Raw genomic sequence first — 19,369 nt, 5'->3', positions numbered from 1 at the left:
GCCCGTTTTATACACTTTAGACGGCAATAGGCAACAACTTATCGATGCATTTGCCTAAGTGCCGAATCGCCAAAAAAACAAGAACCGACCCAAGGGTCGGTTTACGGGTGTAGCATCATAGCGCAGATATTTCATCATGCGGAGCTTCGCTTCCCCCAAAAAACGACTCCAATTCCTTTAAGGTAGCCTCTGAAGTCTCTATATCTTTGACAATTTCCCCTTTGTTCAACACGACAATGCGTTCGCATACCTCCGTCACATGGATTAGGTCATGGCTAGAGACCAGTACGGTGACCCCTTGCTTAGATGCCAAGTCTTTAATTATACCTTTTAATCGTATTTGGGTCGTGGGGTCGAGATTGGCAAAAGGCTCATCTAAGATTACCACATCGGGATTGCCTATAAACGAGGCGACGATTCCGGCTTTCTTTTGATTCCCTTTAGAAAGGTCGCGCAAGTACTTTTTCTGGTTTAGGATCTCGCCGTGAAAGAAATCGTCAAAATTCATCAATAGCGTATCCACATCGGCCTTATTTTGGTTACGCAATTCGCCGATAAAATAAAAGTATTCCTCAGGGGTCAGGTAACCGATCAAAAAGCTCTCATCTATAAAAGCCGAGGTAAAAGGCTTCCATGCTTCGCTCTGGTCTACTTGCATCCCATGGTTTACTATATGTCCCGTAGTGGGTTGGATCAGATCTAATAAAAGGCTGAAAAAAGTAGTCTTGCCAGCACCGTTGTTCCCTACAAGTCCAAAACTCTGTCCTTTGGGTATATCAAGCTGTTCGATATTCAATACGGTTTTACCAAGATACTTCTTGGTGAGATTCTGTACGGTAAGCATAGATTCGATATAAAGTTCCTGTTTCGTTTAAAGCGTCATAAAGTAAATTGGGATTTAGCTGTTCCGCTCCTTAAAGCCGGCAATCATCACATATTTTTTCTTCCTGTAGGCCCTAGTAATTTGGTCCAGCAATATATTTCTTAGGGAAAAACCTATAATTCCAAGGAGACAAAGGGCAATTATGGCCGCTTCAAAGGAGACGAAAAAGGACAATAGCCCATAAATCGCCATAGGCATTCCAAATAGCGGGAGGGCTACCAAAAACTGGGTTGCACTCGTTCCCTGCATATTACTAAGGGCACTTTTGGTCAAATCGATACGCTTTTTGTTCATAGACCCAAAGAAAAGGATCACCGGAACGTTGACACCTAGATTGTACAAGGCACAACTAAGATTTATGGCCAAGGAGTCCCACCCAAAATAAACATAGGGAATAGAGAGCAAAAACATAATTCCGATACTAACCGAAATCAGGGCCGCCTTAGACTCCAGGTATTTTCTTAGGGGAATGTTCTGCGACATCATCATACTGTAATAAGCGCTGTCCCAAGCCGGAATAAACTGCCCGAAGTTCATTAAAAACACCCCGGTCATAAAAATGCCGACAAAAACCAACATTCCAGACTGCATACCAAAGTCTTCCATAGTATAGAAGACCAATCCGTAAAAGGCCATTCCCAATGACACAAAGACCTGTGACCTCGTCCGCTTGTTTCGCCAAATGAGTTTTAGGTCCAACTGCAAAAAGGGCGCTATGGCTCCGAAACGGCGGGTCCATGCCAACTCCGAAGAACTTGCCTCTGCCATTTCCTTTTTTAGGGAGACATCTAAAAAAATGCGTTTCCTTAGATAGGAATAATTGATAAAATAGGACAATGCCGCAAGACCCAAGGGAAGCATGGCATAAAACGGATTTTCATAAAGGGCGTAAAATAATCCTCCGCCATAGGCCCTTATGGGGAGGAGTTGAAAATAATCCAAACCGTAGCAAGCCAACAAAAGCGTGCCGACCACGATCAAAGCCTTATCACTCTTATTTATGATAAAATTGATGTAGTTGACACTCAACACGATTCCTATAATCCCCAGCATCCAAAACGAAACGTTCAGAAGGGCATAGCCTTTTATAAGAAGGACCACCCCAAAGGGCACAAAGAAAAACAGGGCTAAAAAATTATAGAAAGAAACCGCCGAACGGCCTAGAATGTAATGTGCAATACTGCTTTTTTTTATAGGAATGACCAGAAACGGCTTGATATCCATAACCGGAAGCTTTTGCATAAAATACCGTAGAAACAGTTCGGCGAGTACCCAATACACTAGATATTGGCTTAAGATGGCAAGCGGATCCGTATCGGGAAAGATCTTTTCTAAAGCAAAGAACAATGTGGACCCCAAGACGGACAACATACCCAAAAAGTACAGCGCGAAAAAGCCCATCATTATTTTCACCCCAAGGCTTTTGCCTAAAGATGAAGACCTAAAGAAGGATTTCCACTGCAGCCAACTGAAACTTTTAAACATAAGAAAGGGGTTACCTGTTCGGTAAGTTAGTATTTAAAGCGATAGGGTTTGTTACAAGCCATTACAATAATTTATATTCAGGATAAGTCTTCCCTAGCAATTCATCAGCCTTTGATGGAATAACGAAAATGGTAACATAAGAAAGAATAAGGGTAAGAACAATGCCTAGGGCAAAAGCCATTAGCACCCAAAAATTATCCATGGGAACCCTATCTCTTATATAACCCATATTAAGGGTTAGGGGTAGAAGGTTTATCATATGGATTAAATTTCCATAGGAATAGATTACGTCTTTAAGCATCCATTTTTTACCATATTTTTTCGCTTCCAATTCATTATCCCTTCTGCTTTTGAAAGCCGAGTAAAAGACGGTCAGAACTATTAGAAAAAAAATCGCTATTACCGCGTTATACCGAAACACAAGCGGAATAAAAAGAAGTAAGGTCGTTATGAACAAGACCAAACCAAATATGAGTCCTATTTTAGGCCATCTGAAGAACTCTTTATAAAACCCCCATAGGATATGGCGGTATTTTTTTCGTATGGCTTGGCCCTTTTTATCTATGACATCTTGAAAACCGGCGACCCCAAACTTTTTAAATTCTAAACAACAGGCCTCGTTAAAACTGAGTTTCGGGTGACGTTTCCACTGCTCTTCTATACCATTGGCCAAGTGGTCGACCAATTCGGTCTGCAGATCGTAGTGCTCTACAAAATGTATCCGGGTAAACTTATAGAGTTCTTGTATTTGATTTTGGGTCAGGCCTACCATAACACTCAATTATTGTATAATTTGCTTTCGTAAACAGACGAAGCATCGCTTATTATGTTTTGAATTTAAAGCATCAATCAATGCTCCAATTCGGATTCACTAATTGCTGCATACTACGGATAAACTCCTCCAGTTCGGCCAAACGGTTTACGGTTTCCTTTTCTCCTGCTTCGGTCAGTTTATAATATTTGCGCAAACGGTTGTCGACCTTGGCCACTTCAACATCGAGCAGGCCTTCCGCCTCAAGCTTGTGAAGCGCCGGGTAAAGCGCCCCTTCGGTTATGTGAAGTTCGCCCTTGGTAAGGGCCTTCACTTTTTGGGTAATTTCATAACCATACATTTTTCCCTGTTCTTCCAACAGTTTTAAAATAATGGTGTTCAGACTTCCTTTATAAAGTTTTGAATTTGCCATTACTTCAAATATATACATAAATACCTTATGCATAAGATATTTATGTATTCTTTTTTTCATCTTTTCCGTTTCAATTGGCTATTTCAATGCTTATTTTCGCGTTTACATTAGACCCAAAAAATTAATAATGGTGCATTTTCATTCCTTGACCGTAAAACATATCAAACCGCTCACGCCTAGTTCCGTGGCCATAACTTTTAGCTTACCTAAAGATCTTATACAAGCCTTCGATTTTATTCCCGGGCAGTATATTACCATTAAAACCGAGCTGAAGGGAAAAGAAATTAGAAGAGCCTATTCGCTATGCTCTTCGCCCAAAAGCGATTCTATCACCATTGGGGTCAAAAAAGTAGACAAGGGCGGATTCTCAGATTATGCGAATACCAAACTTAAGGTCGGCGATATACTTGAGGTCATGCCTCCCGAAGGTAGATTTACCTTTCAACCTACCGGGAAGCCCAAGAATATAGCCGCTTTTGCAGCCGGTAGCGGTATTACCCCGATCATGAGCATTGCCAAGGCGGTATTGGCCGACAACCCCAACAATAAGTTCGTGCTGGTATATGGAAACAAGTCGTATAAAGAGACCATGTTCTATACCGATTTGGCAAAACTGGAATTGGACTATGCAGGCCGATTCAATGTATATTTCATTACCAGCCAGACCCAAGAGGACGACTCCCTTTTCGGACGCATTGATGTCTCAACCGTTAACTATGCCCTTAAGAACAAGCATAAGGATGTAAATTTTGACGGCTATTACCTTTGTGGCCCCGAGGCCATGATCCATTTGGTTTCAGATACCTTGCAAGAAAATAAGGTTCCAAAAGACAAAATACACTTTGAACTTTTTACCTCCACCGAAATTTTAGATGAAATGCCGGTGCAGGCCGAAGGCAAAACCGAGGTTTCCGTAGTGGTCGATGACGAAGAGTTCACCTTGACCATGGATAAAAAGGAAATCGTTCTCGATGCCGTTCTAAAACAGAATATCGATGCCCCCTACTCTTGTCAGGGCGGTGTTTGTAGTAGCTGTATAGCACGAGTGACCGAAGGCAAGGCCGAAATGGTAAAAAATCAGATCCTTACCGATGGGGAAATCGCCGACGGCCTAATTTTAACCTGTCAGGCACACCCAACAACACCAACTTTAAAAATCGATTATGACGATGTTTAAAAAATACATCGCCTAAAAATAAACCGAGCCACAAGCGTACCTTACACTTGTGGCTTTTTCAGTAGTTCCTCTAACCTGCGACAGGTGTTTTCATATCCTACGAGATAGGCCTTCTCTATTCCTTTACGGTCTAATACACCGATTTTTTCGAGTTCCTTGAACTCCATCAACAGATTACAAGCATTGAGTTTTTTGCGGTTGATGGCATAGATCATGAGTCCTGTTACCCTTCCGGTCAATTGCAAGGAATTCTTCAAGGCGTTTTTATTCAGTTCGCCCACCACCGATACATTGCTACCAATGATATAATCCGCTTGGCCCATTATGGGTTCCAAGGGGAAGTTGTTCATGATGCCGCCATCGGCATAAAGTTGCCCTTCCATCTCTACGGGACTAAAAACCGGAGGCAGGGCAGCAGAGGCCAATAGGGGCCGGATCAGTTCACCTTCGGAAAAATATTCAAGATCTCCCTTTTGAAGGTTCGTGGCCACCACGTGCAATTTCTTTTCGAGGGTATCAAAGCTGTTCTGGGGGAAATAGGTCTTGAATACATCAAAATACCTATCGGTATCAATGAAGCCCGGTTTGGCTATGGTCAAGAAATTGTATCGAAACAAGGGAGTTTCCTTAAAAAAGGCCATCATATCCAAAACAGAATTCCCATTAGCGTACAAGGCCCCTACCAAGGCTCCCACGCTACTACCTCCTACTACCTGTGCCGAAAGGCCAAACTCGTTCATCGCTTGTATAAGGCCAATATGCGCCATACCGCGCACCCCTCCGCCCGAAAGCACAAGACCAATTGATTTTGTTTGTATATCGTTCATTGTAGTTTGTCTGAAAGTCGCACTACGAAGGTATTTATTTCAACAGACTATCCATTAATTTTTTATGATAACCCGAAACTACATCATAGCAGTACTTCACGGGGAATCCTTCGCTTTTATCGCAGAGCAGATAGGCTTTAAAAACCTGTTTGTCGTTTTCCCGAACGGTATCGTCTTGGTGTATTTCAAGCCGCGCGTTCAGTTCTTCGCATACAATATCTTCCGGGGCGATGATATAGTGACTTGCCAGTACGTCAAAGGGGTTGAAACCCTCAGCGCCTTGGTCGAGCCATTGTTGCAACCATGCCCTAGAAGCCTTGGCCAACCATTGGTTGCCCTTGTCCCCTTGCTCCAAAAGATCTAAATCTTCGGCTTTTAACCACACCTTGCTCGAAATTTCGAAGGGACAAAGGGTTACCGGCACACCGTGTTCGAACATTACCCGAAAGGCAACATTATCCAAATCAAAATTAAGGTCTTGTGCATGATTGCCCTTATTGCCGATCTTAAAATAATCTTGGGGGGTTCTACGGCCGGCGACAAGCACGACCTCCAAAATTCGGGATTTCAACTCAGGATATTTTAAAAGCAAGAGCCCTATGTTCGTGGCCGGACCGATGGCCATGATGACCATAGGCTGTTTTTTTAGCGCTTCTGCCAAGGCTTCTACCGCTTCGTTACTCTTTACCTCGTTCAAATCTATAGCTTCACCAGCCCCTTTAAAAACCGGTATTTCACCCAAGGCAAAATCTGAAATCATTTGTTGGCTCAGCGGATAGGAGTTTTCGATAAGGGTATTTCCAAAAACGGCACTGATACCACATATTTCAACATTTTCGGCCTTCATCAATTGTAAAACGGCATATCCATCGTCTACATCACAGTAGCCTTCACGCTTATGTCTTGTCATACCTACGGAAAGATCGGTGTCTATCCATACCATTTTCTTCGTCATCACTATCTAATTTTACTATTGTCTTTTAACTCAACTTTTTTAGGGATTATTATCTTAGGCCTCCCCAAAATTCTATTTCATTTTGAACTCCTGTTTGCGGGTCTTGAATAAAATCTTTCTTGTCGTTATAAACGGTTAAGAGCCCGTTTTGCATAAAACCGATTTGGTCGCCCATCAATACGGCCTCCTTTAGGTCGTGGGTCACAAAAAGGGACGTAATATCATATTCCGCGGTCAGTTTTTTGAACAGTTCTTGCATCCGTTGCCTTGTGCCCGTATCTAAACTACCAAAGGGTTCATCCAAGAGTAAAAGGGAGGGATTAGTACTAATGGCCCGCCCAAAGGAAACACGCTGCCGTTGGCCGCCCGAGAGCTGGGTCGGCATTTTTTCGCCCTGCCCCTCAAGTTCAAGGCTATGCAGCATATGCCCTACCTTTTCCTTAATTAAACCTTCCGGTATTTTTTTCAGCCTTAATCCGAAAGCAATATTTTCGTATGCGTTCAAATGTGGAAACAATAAGTCTTCCTGATATAAATAAACGATGTTGCGCTTCTCGGGTCGGGTCTCCGTAATATCCTCACCATCCAACAGGATCTTTCCCGAATCGGGCGATATAAGCCCCCCTATGGTCTTGAGCATGGTGGTCTTGCCACAGCCCGATTTCCCCAAAATACTCAAGGTCTGCTTGGCCCGCAGCGAAAAACTCAGGTCTTTGACCACTTTTTCGGCACCGAAACTTTTTACAATATGCTGAACCTCAAGAAACATCAAACCAATTTTTTAAACACATAACGTTTGTTAAAATACAATAAAACCACGGGTGGAAAAATCAATAGGCAACAACTTAAGGCCCCATAATAATAATTGGCTTCCTTAATGAACATGAACACCTTGATGGTCAGGGTCTGCACTTTTCCGATACCAATGATCGAGGTGAGTCCGTATTCGAACCAAGAAATAAGAAAGGTCTGAAAAAAGCAGATCATCAAAAGGCCTTTGGCCAAGGGCAATACTACTTTTGTATAGGTCTGCCACTTGTTGCCGCCCAAGGTAGCCACCAAATCTTCATAACTCTTTACCTTTTCATTCCAAAAACTACTGAAAAACAGCAGTGCATATGGAAAGGCGATGATAAACTGAGCCACCACTACACCGGTCATATTGCCGAACAGGCCCATCTTTAAAAAGAAAAAACTCAAACACGCCGCAAACACGACCGGCGCCAAGATGTACGGGAAATAAGCCAATAGCGTTAAGGTTCTTTTCTTGGGATGGTAAAAAACCGCTTTACTGATCATAAACCCGGAAGCCGTAGAAAACACCGCCACGGAAAGCGAAATCAATAAGGATGAGAAAAAACTCTCTAGCAGTCCCGTTTCCGAACCAAAAACAGTGACCCAGTTCTTCAATCCAAGGTATGAAGGCCATACTTCGGGAAAGCGCCACTCTGAAGCCAATGATAAAAATACCAGGTACACGAAGGGAAATAGGATCAACAGCACTACCAGGCTCAATACAAAAGGTTTCCAATTAACTCGCATAGGCTCTTTTTCTTTTAGGGAGAAACAAGGCAAGGGCCGCTACCGACACCAATAAGGTGTATAATACGGCCACCACATATCCTTCTGAAATCTTATCCAGGTCATATTGTTTGATTTCCTGAATAATAAGCACCGATAGCATTTGTGGTGATTCTTGTCCTAAAATTAAAGGGACTTCATAGGCGCCCAATAGAAAGATAAAATAGAGCACGATAAGCACCCATGTCTTTCGAATAAGGATAGGAAGAAACACGCGCCGCACCACTTGTCGGCTATTGGCCCCGAGGGATTGTGCCAGTATTGAAAGTTCTTCTATCCGTTCGTTCTTGTACACATTCAAAAAGAGCAGTACAAAAAAGGGCATGACCATAGTAATAAAAGAAAGTATGATTCCGACGGCCAGGCCATCATTGACCAAATCGGGAAACTGCGAAGCCTCGGTAATAAAACCGAGTTTATGACTTATCCGAGCAAAAAAACCGCCCTTGGAAAAAAGTTGAAAGGTAAAGAAGCCCGTAACAATGCCCGGTATGGCCAAGGGCAAATAAATGACGAACGACAAGATCCGTTTTTCCAACTGCCTTCTAAACTTGAGGGTTATCCATAGGGCCCCTCCTACGGAAAGGCTTACGGCCACCAACGCAATTACAACACTATAGCCCAACGATTTAAAAAATGTGCCCGAAGCCAACACCGACTTCCAGAACTGCAGGGTAAAACCGTTGTTCGCCACGCCTATTATACCAAAGCTATACAATAGCGCGTATACAAAGGCTGCAGCAAATGGCAGCACACCAATGACGACAAACAATACTATTCCTATGTTCGGTTTTTTAGTTTTCAATCACCTTTTTTCTAAAATCTTCGTACAAACGTATCATATATTCGGGGGCGGGTTCGGCAATGGCATTGGCCTCCAGTTCCTCTAAGATAGGCCCATATTGGCGTTTACGTGCTTCCAAGAACTTATCTTTCCATTCGAGTTCAAGCTTATCCATGGCCAAAACGGTATTGGAATCCATTCCATTTGCATCTGCCTTTTTAAATTGCGCCTCAGGGGAAAGCAAAAAATTAATGACCTGCATGGCCCCCGCTTTTTGCGGTGAATTATAAAGAATCCCCAAGTAATTTGAGTTTCTTATGGTGCCGTTTTCCCAGGCGTATCCTTTTGTGGTTTTAGGATAGAGACCGTTCAGTACTTTATCTTCTATTCCCCCTTCACTAAATCCATAGGCAATAAGCAATTCCCCGTTGGCGTAAAGCTGGTTCATTTTAGATTGTTCCTTGGGAAAAGTACGTCCTTCCTTCCAAAAATACCGTTTGTTATCGTTGATGAATTTCCAAAGTTTTTCAGATAGCTCCTTGTATTTTTTTTCATCGAACGGGCCATTTAATGCATTCGGACTTCCACCCAATTCTGCCAATAAACTCTTTAAAAGGGTCATTCCTGTAAAATCGTTCGATATGGTAAATGTACCAGGGTGCTCTTTGATGAAATTTTCAAGTTCGGGAATGCTTTTGGGCGGGTTCGGCACCTTCTTATAATCGTATACGATTGCAAATTGATTTATGCTCCACGGGGCTTCCATGCCATTTATAGGCTGCTGAAAATCGGTACTGATGAAACGGTCTTCAAAATTGATCAAAGCGGAGTTGGGAAGCTGTTCTACGAATGGCCCCCATAGGCCGTTTATCTTTCTTAATTGAAAAAAGGTCTCCCCATTGATCCACACCATGTCTACTTGGCCCTCTTCTCTATCGGCTTGTTTTTCGCCCATGACCAACTGCACAATTTCCGGACCTTGCCCTCCGCTGATCTGCAAGTCGATATCATATTTTTCCTTTACGGTAGGAACCACATAATTATTGATATAATCATTAATGGCGGTACTGCCCTGCCACATCATAAAATTGACCGTGGTTCCACGCGCCTCGGACGCAATAGATTCCCAGGTCGCCGTTTTGAGCCGCTCATCGTTCTTTGAGGCTTTCTCCCCGCAGGAAAGCAGTATCGCCCCCAATAATAAACCGACTAGTATATAATTGATTTTCCTCATTTTTTAAACTTCATGGTTATCTGTGGCCCTTAGTCGCTTAATCCGCTGAACCTTTAAAAAACTTCGCTATCATCTTTAATTAATCTTTTTCCCACCAGGATGGGCTGTTGATATTATCCCCGCCGATACGTTCTGCCGCAGCCTTGTAATTGACACTATTGGTCGCTTGCTCGGATTCCGGATATAAATACCGAACGGGATATTTATTGTCATTCAAATTGTCCGGCCCGGGCTTCAGCTTGGGAATGCCCGTTCTGCGTACGTTAAACCACGCTTCATGACCATTGGAAATAAGACTGAGCCACTTTTGGGTCATAATCTTGGTCAAGTTATCGCTACCGTTGAGGGTCACTGCCTCTTGGTCTAGGTACCCTTCTGGAAGCCCCACCTTATAATATTCGAAACTGGCCGCAATACCCGCTCTGTAATAAGCTTCAACATCACCGGTAATATATCCTCTTTCCGCAGCTTCCGCCAAGGCGAATTGAACCTCTGAATACTGCATAAATTGGGCATCTACCGCGTCGGGTACATCCCTAAAAATGGCACCGAACAAAGAAATATCATTTAGGTCGATTCCCTTTTCCGCGATGGTTTCGCGGTCTTGGCCGTTACGCAACCCTTTATATTCAGGTGTGCCCGCATTAACACTGGCCTGTGTTGGTTTGTATAGCACCTCTACCCTTGGGTCGTTCCACAGGGTCAATACCGAATCTACGGTAGTTGTCATACGGTGCTCTTGGTATAATCCCAAAGACGACAAGGCCATAGGGTATTGGTTCGGGGCGGAATTTAAATAGGGCAATACCGCATTGTCGGCATTCGACTGCATCAGTTTGCCAGAACTGGCCAAAGCCTGTATCTCCGAATAATCGCTTAAGCGTTTACTAATGCGCATAAGGTACCTTAAACGCAATGAATTGGCAAAACGTACCCATTTGTTCAGGTCTCCGTTGAACAACACGTCACCATTTATAGTCGCATTGGAATTTTCCAAGGTAGTCGCGGCACGCTCCAAAACGGCGAGAATTCCTCTTTCCGGGTCGGTATAAATACTTTCCTGGGTGTCGTAGGCAGGTGTAAACTGCCCGTCGAGGGCCTTTACGGCTTCGGTGTAGGGCACATCTCCCCATAAATCGGTGAGTTGAGAGAATAAAAAGCTCTGCATAATATCGCCTACGGCATTGTAAGCTTCGTTAGTTCCCGGTAGTTCGCGCATCGATTTGATATCGCTCAGCAATTGAAAAATGATATTCCAATATTCACTGTTCGTTCCCATTTCATAGCGGTCGATCCGTTCAAATTCGACACTGGCGGCAAACTGCTCGATATAATTTGCCAAACGAAACCCTTGATAGAAGGCATTTTGATCCGCTTCAACTGAAATAACGTTCGCCAATAAAAACTGTGGATCTACGTTTTCCGGGGCGTTGGGATTTTCATTGAGTTCCTCGAAATCATCGGTACAAGCACCCAGCAGTCCGATACACCCTATAAAACCCAGTATATATAATTTGTTCATTGTTTTAATTTTTTGATTTCCGCTCATTGTTCCTTCCCTTTAAAAATCAGTTTTAACACTAAAGCCGAAACTTCTTGTGGACGGATATGAAAAGTCTTCCACCCCATAAACGATCCGCTGTTCTTGTAGCGCATTCAGTTCTGGGTCGAAATGCGGGTTTTCGGTAAATAGCAATAAATTACTACCTACCAAGCCCAATTTAATGTTCTGAAAACCGATAGATTTCGACACTTTTTCAGGAAGGTTGTAATACAGGCCAACTTGGCGCAACTTCACATAGGAAGCACTGTAGAGGGCGCTGTCTTCATTTCCTCGATCATAAAAATTATTGTAAAACTGGCTGGCAGGTACAGAAGTGGTATTCGGTACATATTGCGGGTTTTCTACCGTGCCCACGTTCACGACCCCATCGCCGATAATGCCCTCTTCACGGCCGACCAAGGTTTCTTTTAAAACACCGGAAGTACTCCCTAACGCCTTAATACGGGAAACAATGGTTCCGCCCTTTCGCCAATCGAAAAGCACGGTCAAATCGATATTTTTATAGGAAAACCTATTATTGAAACCTAGGGTAAAATCAGGATTGTAATTGCCCAAAAGCCTTAAGTTTCCATCTTGGATCGGAAGTCCGTTGGCACCGTACAGGGTTTTTCCATCGACCTCAACAAAGCCGGTACCGTACATATCGCCTACACGACCATTTTCCCTAGCGATATAAAAAACGGTATTGGAGCCTCCCCCACCGGAAAAAATATCGGCCGTGCCCGTTACAAACTGATCGACCCCATCGGGCAACTTGGTGACTTCACTGCGGTAGGTTGAGAAATTCACCGATGATTGCCACCCGAAATCTTCAGAACGTACCAAGGCGGCACTCGCCAAGGCTTCAAAACCACGGGTTCTCACCTCTCCCCCGTTTACGTTAAAGTTCGCGAAACCACTGGTCTGTGATATGGGCCGTGAGATGATCTGGTCGATACTGGTGTTTTGATACCCGGCCAGGTCCAATTGAAGCTTTCCGTCTAAAAACCAAGCTTCTACACCCGCTTCCAAGGCATTCAAGCGCTCGGGCCTTAGATTGGCATTTTTCAAGACCGTTTCATTGGTCACCCTAAAACTAGAGCCGTAATTTTGGTTGAACACAAAATTCTGCACGTTCTGGTAGGGGTCGGTGTCATTACCTACACTGGCCGCGCTGAACCTCAGGTTTAGATACGATATGGCTTCGGGCAAGGTAAACATGTTGCTCACCACATAACTGAGTCCCGCTGAATAATAGCCAAATGAATTGCTATCATTTGGCAGTGTACTACTCCAGTCGTTTCGGAAAGTGGCATCAAAATAAAGGGAGTTTTTATAAGACAGGTTGCCGCTCGCATACACACTGTTAATGCGTTTACGGAATTTCTGACTGTCGCCCTTTAAAGGAGTCCGTGAATTGGCCAAGGTATAAATGCCCGGAATGGCCAATTGTGAGGCTTCGGAATATTTGTATTGAATATCTTGATCGAAACGATTGCCTCCTACCGATAGGTTGTATTTTACATCTTCATTGATCTTATCGGAATAAGAAAGAAGAAAATCGGTATTCAACTCCCGAAAACGTACATCGTCTTCGCGGTAGGTACCCAAGGGATTCTGGTTGGTACTGACCGCTCGGCGAAACTCCCTTTTATCATCGTAGGTATCGATACCTGCCCGAAGGCTTAAGCGCAATTTATCGGAGATATCGTACGTAGCGGACGCATTACCTAAAATCCGGTTTTTGTTGAAGCTATTGGTGTTCTCAAAAACGGTCAGGTACGGATTGGTCAGCCACAGGTAGTTAAAGTCAAAATGTTGTATTCCCTCTTGACCGGCCTGCCAGTAGTCGCGCAACGATTCGATATTGGTCTGGCGGCCCGTCCAGTTGAACCCATATAGCGGATTTTCATATCCATAGCCCAAATTAGGACGGTTGCCACTACGCGTATTGATATAGTTAAGGAAGGCCTTGACCTTGAGTTTCCCATGTAGCTTTTGGTCGACGCTAATGGCGAGACCGTTTCGTTTTAGGTCCGTATTGGGAACGATGCCGTCGTTCTTCAGGTTACTGTACGACAAGCGTGCACTCCCTTTTTCGCCGCCCGTGCTGATCGAAATATTGTTTTGATAGGTTACGCCCGTTTCAAAGAAATTGCGAACGTTATCGGGCCTTGATACCCAAGGTGTCGGGGTAATCTCGGTAAACGAGCCGTCGGACCGTGTCCTTGAGATGACATCGCCCGCACGAACGGGGTTTCCTTCAATATCAACGGAAGGGCTATCGAACTGGGCGATCAATTGTCCTTGATCCAAACGCGGACCATAACTACTGATTCCCCCGTCGTTTATACCGGCCCCTATTCCATTCTGAAAGGCATACTCGCCATTCGACCCTCCACCGTATTCATTTTGATAATCAGGTAAGGTCAACAAAGTCTCTACGGTCAATGTGCTGTTAATACTTATGCCAAGACCTTTCTTCTTTCTGCCCCTTTTGGTCGTGATGACGACGACACCATTGGCCGCCCGCGCCCCATACAAGGCCGCCGAACCTGCTCCCTTTAAAATGGAAATGGAAGCAATGTCATCAGGACTGATATCGGCGCCCCCATTACCAAAGTCCACTTCTTGAAGTGCACCATCGTTTACTAGGTCACTCGTAATCTGCTCGTTGCTAATGGGCACCCCATCAACCACGAATAAGGGCTGGTTGCTTCCGCCCAAAGAATTCTCGCCACGGATAACGATACGTGAGGAAGACCCCACACCCGATGAGCCATTCGTAATCTGAACACCGGCGACACGACCCGCCAGACTGTTTACCATATTGGTAAGGGGTACTTCGGTAAGCTGTTCGGCCTTAACGGTCGTTACGGCGGAGACCAGTGATTGTTTCTCGCGTTCAATTCCCAAAGCCGTTACCACGATTTCATCGAGCTGTTCTGAAGACAGTTCAAGGATAATTCGGTCGGGCAGGCTTCCGTTGACCGTTTTTATTTCTTTCGTTGTGTAGCCTATAGAGGCAATACTAATGGTAAAATCAGTGGCATCGGTCCGAAGGGTAAAAAAACCCGATTCATCGGTGACTACATAATTATTGGTTCCAAGTTCGTTTACCGTTGCATAGGGTACGGGCAAATTCTCGGTATCCACTAACTTTGCAGTATATGAATTGGCCTGGCCAAAAGCCAAGACCGCACATAGCTGCATAAGCGCTATCATAGCTGTTTTCATTAAAAATCTTATAAGGAAGTTGTTATTTGCTTTTCGAGAGGGAAACCGCCACATTATGGCCGTCTTCTCCCCTTAACCTAAAAATAGGTTTCAACTAGGCTGCTATGAAGGATGCAGGAGGGCCTCTTAAATAAGAAGAAAGCGAATGTTCGTTGGCATATAGCAAAACCGCCCCCTTAAAGGTCCGGTCAGTATAAACAAGCAAATGGGTTAAAATAAAGTCTACGAGGACTGCGTCTTCAGAACTATAGGCAAATTGAAGCAGTTGACGTACGGTATCAATATCCGAAAGTTCCTCAAGGCAATAGGCTCGGGCCCCTTTCGAAAAAGAGCCGTTTAGCATTGTCTTCAACAGATCCGATTGCAACCAAGGTAGGGCCTTGAATTTATCAAGCTCGAAGAATTCGCGGTGCATTCCCAGTAAATAGACCCCTCCATCGGACGAAGGCCCGACGAGCAAATCGTTTTGCTGCATCCGTTCAATGGCCTCAGCAAGAATATCGGAGGTTAAATCGGGCGTATCGTTCCCTATGGATATGACCTTGTCATAGCCTTGATTAAAAAGTCCTTGAAAGGCATTGGCATATCGCTCGCCAAAACTTCGGCCTTTTTGTTGATGCTCATCCACCACAACCACATCGGCGCCGGTTCGGCTGGCCGTAGTCTTGGTAAGTTCGATGAGCATATCAAAAAAACTTTCGGTGGTCTTTTTGCCCCGTTTGCCAAAAAGCGTTTTACGCTCTGCTTCCCGACGTGCGGAAAGAGAGAATATCAATATGGCGGTATTCGTTTTGGCTTGCCCCATTTGCGGAACTTGGTCGTAAAAGTTGAAGAACCTTACTTGAATTCGCCTGCAAGATAGTAAAGAAGTGATGATACTTCTTTTCCGCGTGTGTATTTTCTCACATTATATGGGTTATGAAGTCCAAAACATATCCATTGCTCGACAAAAAGCAAATTTTAAAAGGCCTCGAATGGATTTTCACTCGGCAATCGGCATCAATTTTCCGACTAGCCGGTTTGTAAGCAACTCGATGAATGACCACTTATGCAACGATTTTTACCTTTCATCGAAAAAAATGGTAAAACATCCCCCCATTTCTCACATAGCCCTAATGCCGAAGGTTCTTTGTATGAGACCAATCGGTCGGTTTAACCCAAATCGTGAAATTATGACCAAGAGTTTAAAACGCATGGCTACCATGCAAAGAATGCAAGTAACAGGACTGGAGCTTTTTTACAGAAACGGTTATTACAACACTAGTATTGATGACATATTAAAAGAATTGTCATTGTCAAAAGGAGCTTTCTATTATCATTTTGAATCAAAGGAAGACTTCTTTATTCAAATCATAGAAAATCTTTTGGTCAGAAAAATGTACAGTATGCTCATAGAACCTATCGAAGGGCACGAAAACACCCTGGACCTTATTACGCAGTGTTTTGAGGAAGCTTTGGAAACCGCTGTACACAACGAATTCGACTTTGGATTTGTACTGAGCAATTTTATCAGCGAATTCAATGGCAAGAATGAAACCATAATGAAGCACTTGAACGATATCTTGCGTATTTGGGAAGTGAACTTGGTATCTGCGGTACAACGCGGAAAATTCAACGGATATATAGATAGACACGTAGACAGTGAAGGCGTTGCGGTGTACCTTATGAGCTCGTATATCGGTGTTAGGACCCTAATGGTGGAAACGGCCCCAAGTGCCCGTAAATATCGTTTTATGTCGCAATTACGCCAATACTTTAAATCATTGGAACCTAAAGCGACTACAGCGTAAAACGGTTCAGTCCCTATCTAAAATGAGTTGGAGTTTATCTACAACGGTTTTGGGTAGTATAGTATGCATGGCCTTTTCGTATCCTTCCGGCATTTTATTACCATAGACCGATGTCGGAATCAGGGGATAAGTATTGCGATCGGAACATAGGGCGTTATCCAGATCTTGACCAAAGGGGGAAAAACCGGCGAACGGATGGGTAACCCCCCAAAGCGTAACCACGGGAACGCCATACATGGCGGCAAGGTGCGCATTTCCGCTATCCATTGATAACATGAGGTCTAAATTTGAAATCAGGGCGAGTTCTTCACCAAAAGACAGTTTCCCGACCAGGTTCAAGCAGTTTTTGAACTTCTTCTTAAAGCCTTCAAGCGTTCGCTCTTGATCGGCCCCTCCTCCAAATAGGAAAATAGTATACTTTTCACTTTCATTAAGTTCGGAAACGACTTCCTCCATTAATTCCAAGGGATAGGTTTTACCTTCAAATGCCGCAAAAGGGGCAATACCGATCCATTTTTTTGAATTCGCCCCGATCAGCCCCAGGGTTTTTTCGGATAAGCGCTGTTTAGACAACACCTGTTTTTTCGATACGTCTACGGGAAGTCCCGATTTTACGAATACATCGATGTATCGCTGATGCGTGGTCTTAAGCGGTTTAAAAAATTTTGGATTACCCGATGTCAGGGCCTTCTTTTCAGCCCGGCCCTTATCGATTTGAACAACGGGAATTCCCCCGAACTGAAAATACCTCTTCAAGACCTTGCTCCGCAACACATTGTGCAAGTCGGCAACAGCATCGATTTTCAATTGAAGGAGCTCTTTGTAGAGTTTCCAAAGTCCGAAGACCCCTTTATGCCTTCCCTTTACATCGGCCTCGTACACACTAAGGTTCGGTATGCTTTCGAACATCGGGGCAAAGAACTTTCGGGTAAGTACCGTCACCTTCAGTTTGGGGTGCTGCTGGGTCAAAGCAATAAGCACAGGCACTGTCATGGCCACATCGCCCATGGCAGATAGCCGAATGACCAATATATGTCCCGGTTTATTTTTGACCACGTAGGATAGGGTTCATCTCATCGTCATTGTACATCTTCATCTGCTTGTATACCTTCATGTATTTATCCCCGGCCTCGATATCGGCCAACAATTGGTCGATTGCCATGGAAAGGTCTTTACGCTGTTCGAGCAGTATGTTCAGTTTTTGGGTACATTTTTCAATGTGTTCGGAAGAAGCATCGGTGCGGCCGACCTCTTCTTGCATATGGTAAACTTTCAATGCCAGGATGGATAGACGATCTATGGCCCAAGCCGGACTTTCGGTGTTGATCGTTGCACCCTCCTTCACCTCAACATCTTTGTACTTGTTAAGGAAATAACTATCTATAAATTCGACCAAGTCGGTTCGGTCTTGATTGCTCGCATCAATTTTTCTTTTTAGGACCAAGGCATCGGCAGGAGCGATGTCGGGGTCGCGAATAATATCTTCGTAATGCCATTGTACGGTATCTATCCAGTTCTTACGATAGAGCAAGTGTGCAATATCATCTTTGGGATAAGGGTTTTCGAAAGGTTGATAAACATCGTCTATGACGTGGTACTTTTGAATACTTTCTTCAAAAATTGAGTAGGCGAACTTACTGAACATCTCTTTATAGCTTTAAAGGCAAAGTTATTCATAAATTATTTGATGGCAATGCCCGTTGCCAATACCAAAAAAGGAATTACTACGGCGGCCATAAGTACGATTTCGCGCATGTTCGCCTTTCTGAGCGACTCGACATATTTGGTCATGAACACTACGGATGGAAAAAAGGTGATCATCACCGGATACACGTTATCGGTCAACATAAATACGTTCAGTACAAGGCCTATAACAAAGGAGAAAGCTATTAAACGCATGGTAACCACCTTGCCAAAGCCCGCCTTTCCCAGTTTTAAAAAAGCCAGTAGCCCCGCAACAAAGGTAGCCAAGGCGAAAAGTATCAACTTGAAACTATGCCCCCAATAGGAAAAATAATTTACATCAAATGAAGCCTGAAACGTATAATGATCCACAAAAAATTGTTGATTATTGGCCAGCACAAGCACGCATTCGGTTATCATAACCACGGTAAAAACCCCGGCCAAGGGCACAAGCCAGTTCCTGATATTTTTCGGTTCATAAAAATAGATGGCGGCAAAAACGAGGATCATGTACAACAAGGCCCAATCATAAAAAAGGCTGGCCGCCAGGATCCAAATGGTGGCATCAAAAATCTTAAACTTTATATTTTTCAGGGAACGCAAGCTAATAAGCCTACGTATGGCCAGTAAAAGAAAGAAACTACAGAAGACCGCATTGGAATCGATCAGGGTCTCAGGAAAAATAACGACCAAAAGACCGTAGAAAAGGATGGCATAGGAGTTTAGCCCGGTAACCTTGTTTCGCTTCACTATAAAATTGACGAGAAAAACACTGAAAAACAGTACCGCCAAAATAAAAACATGCCATATCAGGTCAAAGGGTTCGTAAACTCTTTGGAAAAGATAGTAATGGGCGAACCAATAGAAAACAAAAAGAAACGAATAAACGATTATAAAATTTATTGGCTTTGTCTTGCCAAAAATGATTGATATCATCTGAAAACTATCTATTTATAAATGAGACGGCCTGAATATTGCCGGTACGAGCTTACCCTAAAACTTTCCG

At 43.8% G+C, this 19,369-nt stretch carries 18 protein-coding genes; 2 read left to right on the top strand and 16 right to left on the bottom strand.

The features are described 5' to 3' along the window. Positions 1-115: 115 nt before the first annotated feature. The 4 genes from ZOBGAL_RS08400 to ZOBGAL_RS08385 all read right to left on the bottom strand — a co-directional run bounded on the left by ZOBGAL_RS08400 (position 116) and on the right by ZOBGAL_RS08385 (position 3,552). Entirely contained in the window at positions 116-844 is a 729-nt protein-coding gene (locus ZOBGAL_RS08400; protein ID WP_013993132.1) for an ABC transporter ATP-binding protein, read from the bottom strand. A gap of 54 nt (positions 845-898) precedes the next feature. Further along, positions 899-2,368 carry a DUF5687 family protein gene (locus tag ZOBGAL_RS08395; RefSeq protein ID WP_013993131.1) on the bottom strand — a complete coding sequence of 490 codons (1,470 nt, stop codon included), beginning with the start codon at positions 2,366-2,368 and terminating at the stop codon, positions 899-901. A 61-nt stretch (positions 2,369-2,429) separates the two neighbouring features. After that, positions 2,430-3,149, bottom strand: a complete 720-nt coding sequence (locus ZOBGAL_RS08390) for a hypothetical protein (RefSeq protein WP_148560697.1) — start codon at positions 3,147-3,149, stop codon at positions 2,430-2,432. A 64-nt stretch (positions 3,150-3,213) separates the two neighbouring features. Next, positions 3,214-3,552 (bottom strand): PadR family transcriptional regulator, encoded by a 339-nt coding sequence (locus ZOBGAL_RS08385; protein ID WP_046287827.1) that lies wholly within the window; start codon positions 3,550-3,552, stop codon positions 3,214-3,216. Between the two features lie 127 nt (positions 3,553-3,679). Here ZOBGAL_RS08385 and ZOBGAL_RS08380 point away from each other — a divergent pair, with 127 nt between their 5' ends. After that, entirely contained in the window at positions 3,680-4,729 is a 1,050-nt protein-coding gene (locus tag ZOBGAL_RS08380) for a ferredoxin--NADP reductase (RefSeq protein WP_013993128.1), read from the top strand. A 41-nt stretch (positions 4,730-4,770) separates the two neighbouring features. Here ZOBGAL_RS08380 and ZOBGAL_RS08375 read toward each other — a convergent pair whose 3' ends face one another. From ZOBGAL_RS08375 to ZOBGAL_RS08335, 9 genes are all read right to left on the bottom strand, one after another. Beyond that, entirely contained in the window at positions 4,771-5,556 is a 786-nt protein-coding gene (locus tag ZOBGAL_RS08375; protein ID WP_013993127.1) for a patatin-like phospholipase family protein, read from the bottom strand. 34 nt (positions 5,557-5,590) lie between these two features. Then, positions 5,591-6,511 (bottom strand): nucleoside hydrolase, encoded by a 921-nt coding sequence (locus ZOBGAL_RS08370; protein ID WP_013993126.1) that lies wholly within the window; start codon positions 6,509-6,511, stop codon positions 5,591-5,593. Positions 6,512-6,560: 49 nt separating this feature from the next. Continuing rightward, positions 6,561-7,280: an ABC transporter ATP-binding protein gene (locus ZOBGAL_RS08365; RefSeq protein WP_013993125.1), complete on the bottom strand. Its 720-nt coding sequence runs from the start codon at positions 7,278-7,280 to the stop codon at positions 6,561-6,563. Continuing rightward, positions 7,280-8,053, bottom strand: a complete 774-nt coding sequence (locus ZOBGAL_RS08360; RefSeq protein WP_013993124.1) for an ABC transporter permease — start codon at positions 8,051-8,053, stop codon at positions 7,280-7,282. Before ZOBGAL_RS08360 ends, ZOBGAL_RS08365 begins: the two co-directional genes overlap by 1 nt. Further along, positions 8,043-8,897 carry an ABC transporter permease gene (locus ZOBGAL_RS08355; RefSeq protein WP_013993123.1) on the bottom strand — a complete coding sequence of 285 codons (855 nt, stop codon included), beginning with the start codon at positions 8,895-8,897 and terminating at the stop codon, positions 8,043-8,045. The genes ZOBGAL_RS08360 and ZOBGAL_RS08355 overlap by 11 nt, the downstream gene beginning before the upstream one ends. Next, positions 8,887-10,110, bottom strand: coding sequence for an ABC transporter substrate-binding protein (locus ZOBGAL_RS08350; RefSeq protein WP_013993122.1), 1,224 nt, complete (start codon positions 10,108-10,110; stop codon positions 8,887-8,889). Before ZOBGAL_RS08350 ends, ZOBGAL_RS08355 begins: the two co-directional genes overlap by 11 nt. 79 nt (positions 10,111-10,189) lie before the next feature. Beyond that, on the bottom strand, positions 10,190-11,632 hold the full coding sequence (locus tag ZOBGAL_RS08345) for a SusD/RagB family nutrient-binding outer membrane lipoprotein (protein ID WP_046287826.1): 1,443 nt from the start codon (positions 11,630-11,632) through the stop codon (positions 10,190-10,192). 39 nt (positions 11,633-11,671) lie between these two features. Next, the gene (locus ZOBGAL_RS08340; RefSeq protein ID WP_013993120.1) at positions 11,672-14,890 is read right to left on the bottom strand and encodes a SusC/RagA family TonB-linked outer membrane protein; all 3,219 of its coding nucleotides are present in this window, start codon (positions 14,888-14,890) and stop codon (positions 11,672-11,674) included. Positions 14,891-14,984: 94 nt separating this feature from the next. Beyond that, entirely contained in the window at positions 14,985-15,695 is a 711-nt protein-coding gene (locus tag ZOBGAL_RS08335; protein ID WP_013993119.1) for a TIGR04282 family arsenosugar biosynthesis glycosyltransferase, read from the bottom strand. 367 nt (positions 15,696-16,062) lie between these two features. On the opposite strand from ZOBGAL_RS08335, the gene ZOBGAL_RS08330 reads away from it, so the two are divergent. Next, complete coding sequence (locus tag ZOBGAL_RS08330) at positions 16,063-16,680, top strand: TetR/AcrR family transcriptional regulator (protein ID WP_046287825.1); 618 nt, start codon at positions 16,063-16,065, stop codon at positions 16,678-16,680. 6 nt (positions 16,681-16,686) lie between these two features. On the opposite strand, the gene ZOBGAL_RS08325 is transcribed toward ZOBGAL_RS08330, so the two are convergent. The 3 genes from ZOBGAL_RS08325 to ZOBGAL_RS08315 are packed head-to-tail and all read right to left on the bottom strand — an operon-like array spanning position 16,687 to position 19,299. After that, a complete protein-coding gene (locus ZOBGAL_RS08325) occupies positions 16,687-17,736 on the bottom strand; it encodes a glycosyltransferase family 9 protein (protein ID WP_316932905.1) in 1,050 nt (349 codons plus the stop codon). Further along, positions 17,723-18,325: a DUF4254 domain-containing protein gene (locus ZOBGAL_RS08320; RefSeq protein WP_013993116.1), complete on the bottom strand. Its 603-nt coding sequence runs from the start codon at positions 18,323-18,325 to the stop codon at positions 17,723-17,725. The genes ZOBGAL_RS08325 and ZOBGAL_RS08320 overlap by 14 nt, the downstream gene beginning before the upstream one ends. A gap of 35 nt (positions 18,326-18,360) precedes the next feature. Then, on the bottom strand, positions 18,361-19,299 hold the full coding sequence (locus ZOBGAL_RS08315; RefSeq protein WP_013993115.1) for a hypothetical protein: 939 nt from the start codon (positions 19,297-19,299) through the stop codon (positions 18,361-18,363). Positions 19,300-19,369: the final 70 nt, after the last annotated feature.

Source organism: Zobellia galactanivorans (assembly GCF_000973105.1).
GTDB lineage: Bacteria > Bacteroidota > Bacteroidia > Flavobacteriales > Flavobacteriaceae > Zobellia > Zobellia galactanivorans.
This window is presented reverse-complemented; position numbering and strand designations above follow the sequence as displayed.

What these genes read in the sequence shown, in the direction of transcription:
- ZOBGAL_RS08400 (WP_013993132.1), bottom strand. Translation starts at nt 844, where the DNA reads ATGCTTACCGTACAGAATCTCACCAAGAAGTATCTTGGTAAAACCGTA.
- ZOBGAL_RS08395 (WP_013993131.1), bottom strand. Translation starts at nt 2,368, where the DNA reads ATGTTTAAAAGTTTCAGTTGGCTGCAGTGGAAATCCTTCTTTAGGTCT.
- ZOBGAL_RS08385 (WP_046287827.1), bottom strand. Translation starts at nt 3,552, where the DNA reads ATGGCAAATTCAAAACTTTATAAAGGAAGTCTGAACACCATTATTTTA.
- ZOBGAL_RS08380 (WP_013993128.1), top strand. Translation starts at nt 3,680, where the DNA reads ATGGTGCATTTTCATTCCTTGACCGTAAAACATATCAAACCGCTCACG.
- ZOBGAL_RS08375 (WP_013993127.1), bottom strand. Translation starts at nt 5,556, where the DNA reads ATGAACGATATACAAACAAAATCAATTGGTCTTGTGCTTTCGGGCGGA.
- ZOBGAL_RS08370 (WP_013993126.1), bottom strand. Translation starts at nt 6,511, where the DNA reads ATGACGAAGAAAATGGTATGGATAGACACCGATCTTTCCGTAGGTATG.
- ZOBGAL_RS08365 (WP_013993125.1), bottom strand. Translation starts at nt 7,280, where the DNA reads ATGTTTCTTGAGGTTCAGCATATTGTAAAAAGTTTCGGTGCCGAAAAA.
- ZOBGAL_RS08360 (WP_013993124.1), bottom strand. Translation starts at nt 8,053, where the DNA reads ATGCGAGTTAATTGGAAACCTTTTGTATTGAGCCTGGTAGTGCTGTTG.
- ZOBGAL_RS08350 (WP_013993122.1), bottom strand. Translation starts at nt 10,110, where the DNA reads ATGAGGAAAATCAATTATATACTAGTCGGTTTATTATTGGGGGCGATA.
- ZOBGAL_RS08345 (WP_046287826.1), bottom strand. Translation starts at nt 11,632, where the DNA reads ATGAACAAATTATATATACTGGGTTTTATAGGGTGTATCGGACTGCTG.
- ZOBGAL_RS08340 (WP_013993120.1), bottom strand. Translation starts at nt 14,890, where the DNA reads ATGAAAACAGCTATGATAGCGCTTATGCAGCTATGTGCGGTCTTGGCT.
- ZOBGAL_RS08335 (WP_013993119.1), bottom strand. Translation starts at nt 15,695, where the DNA reads ATGGGGCAAGCCAAAACGAATACCGCCATATTGATATTCTCTCTTTCC.
- ZOBGAL_RS08330 (WP_046287825.1), top strand. Translation starts at nt 16,063, where the DNA reads ATGACCAAGAGTTTAAAACGCATGGCTACCATGCAAAGAATGCAAGTA.
- ZOBGAL_RS08320 (WP_013993116.1), bottom strand. Translation starts at nt 18,325, where the DNA reads ATGTTCAGTAAGTTCGCCTACTCAATTTTTGAAGAAAGTATTCAAAAG.
- ZOBGAL_RS08315 (WP_013993115.1), bottom strand. Translation starts at nt 19,299, where the DNA reads ATGATATCAATCATTTTTGGCAAGACAAAGCCAATAAATTTTATAATC.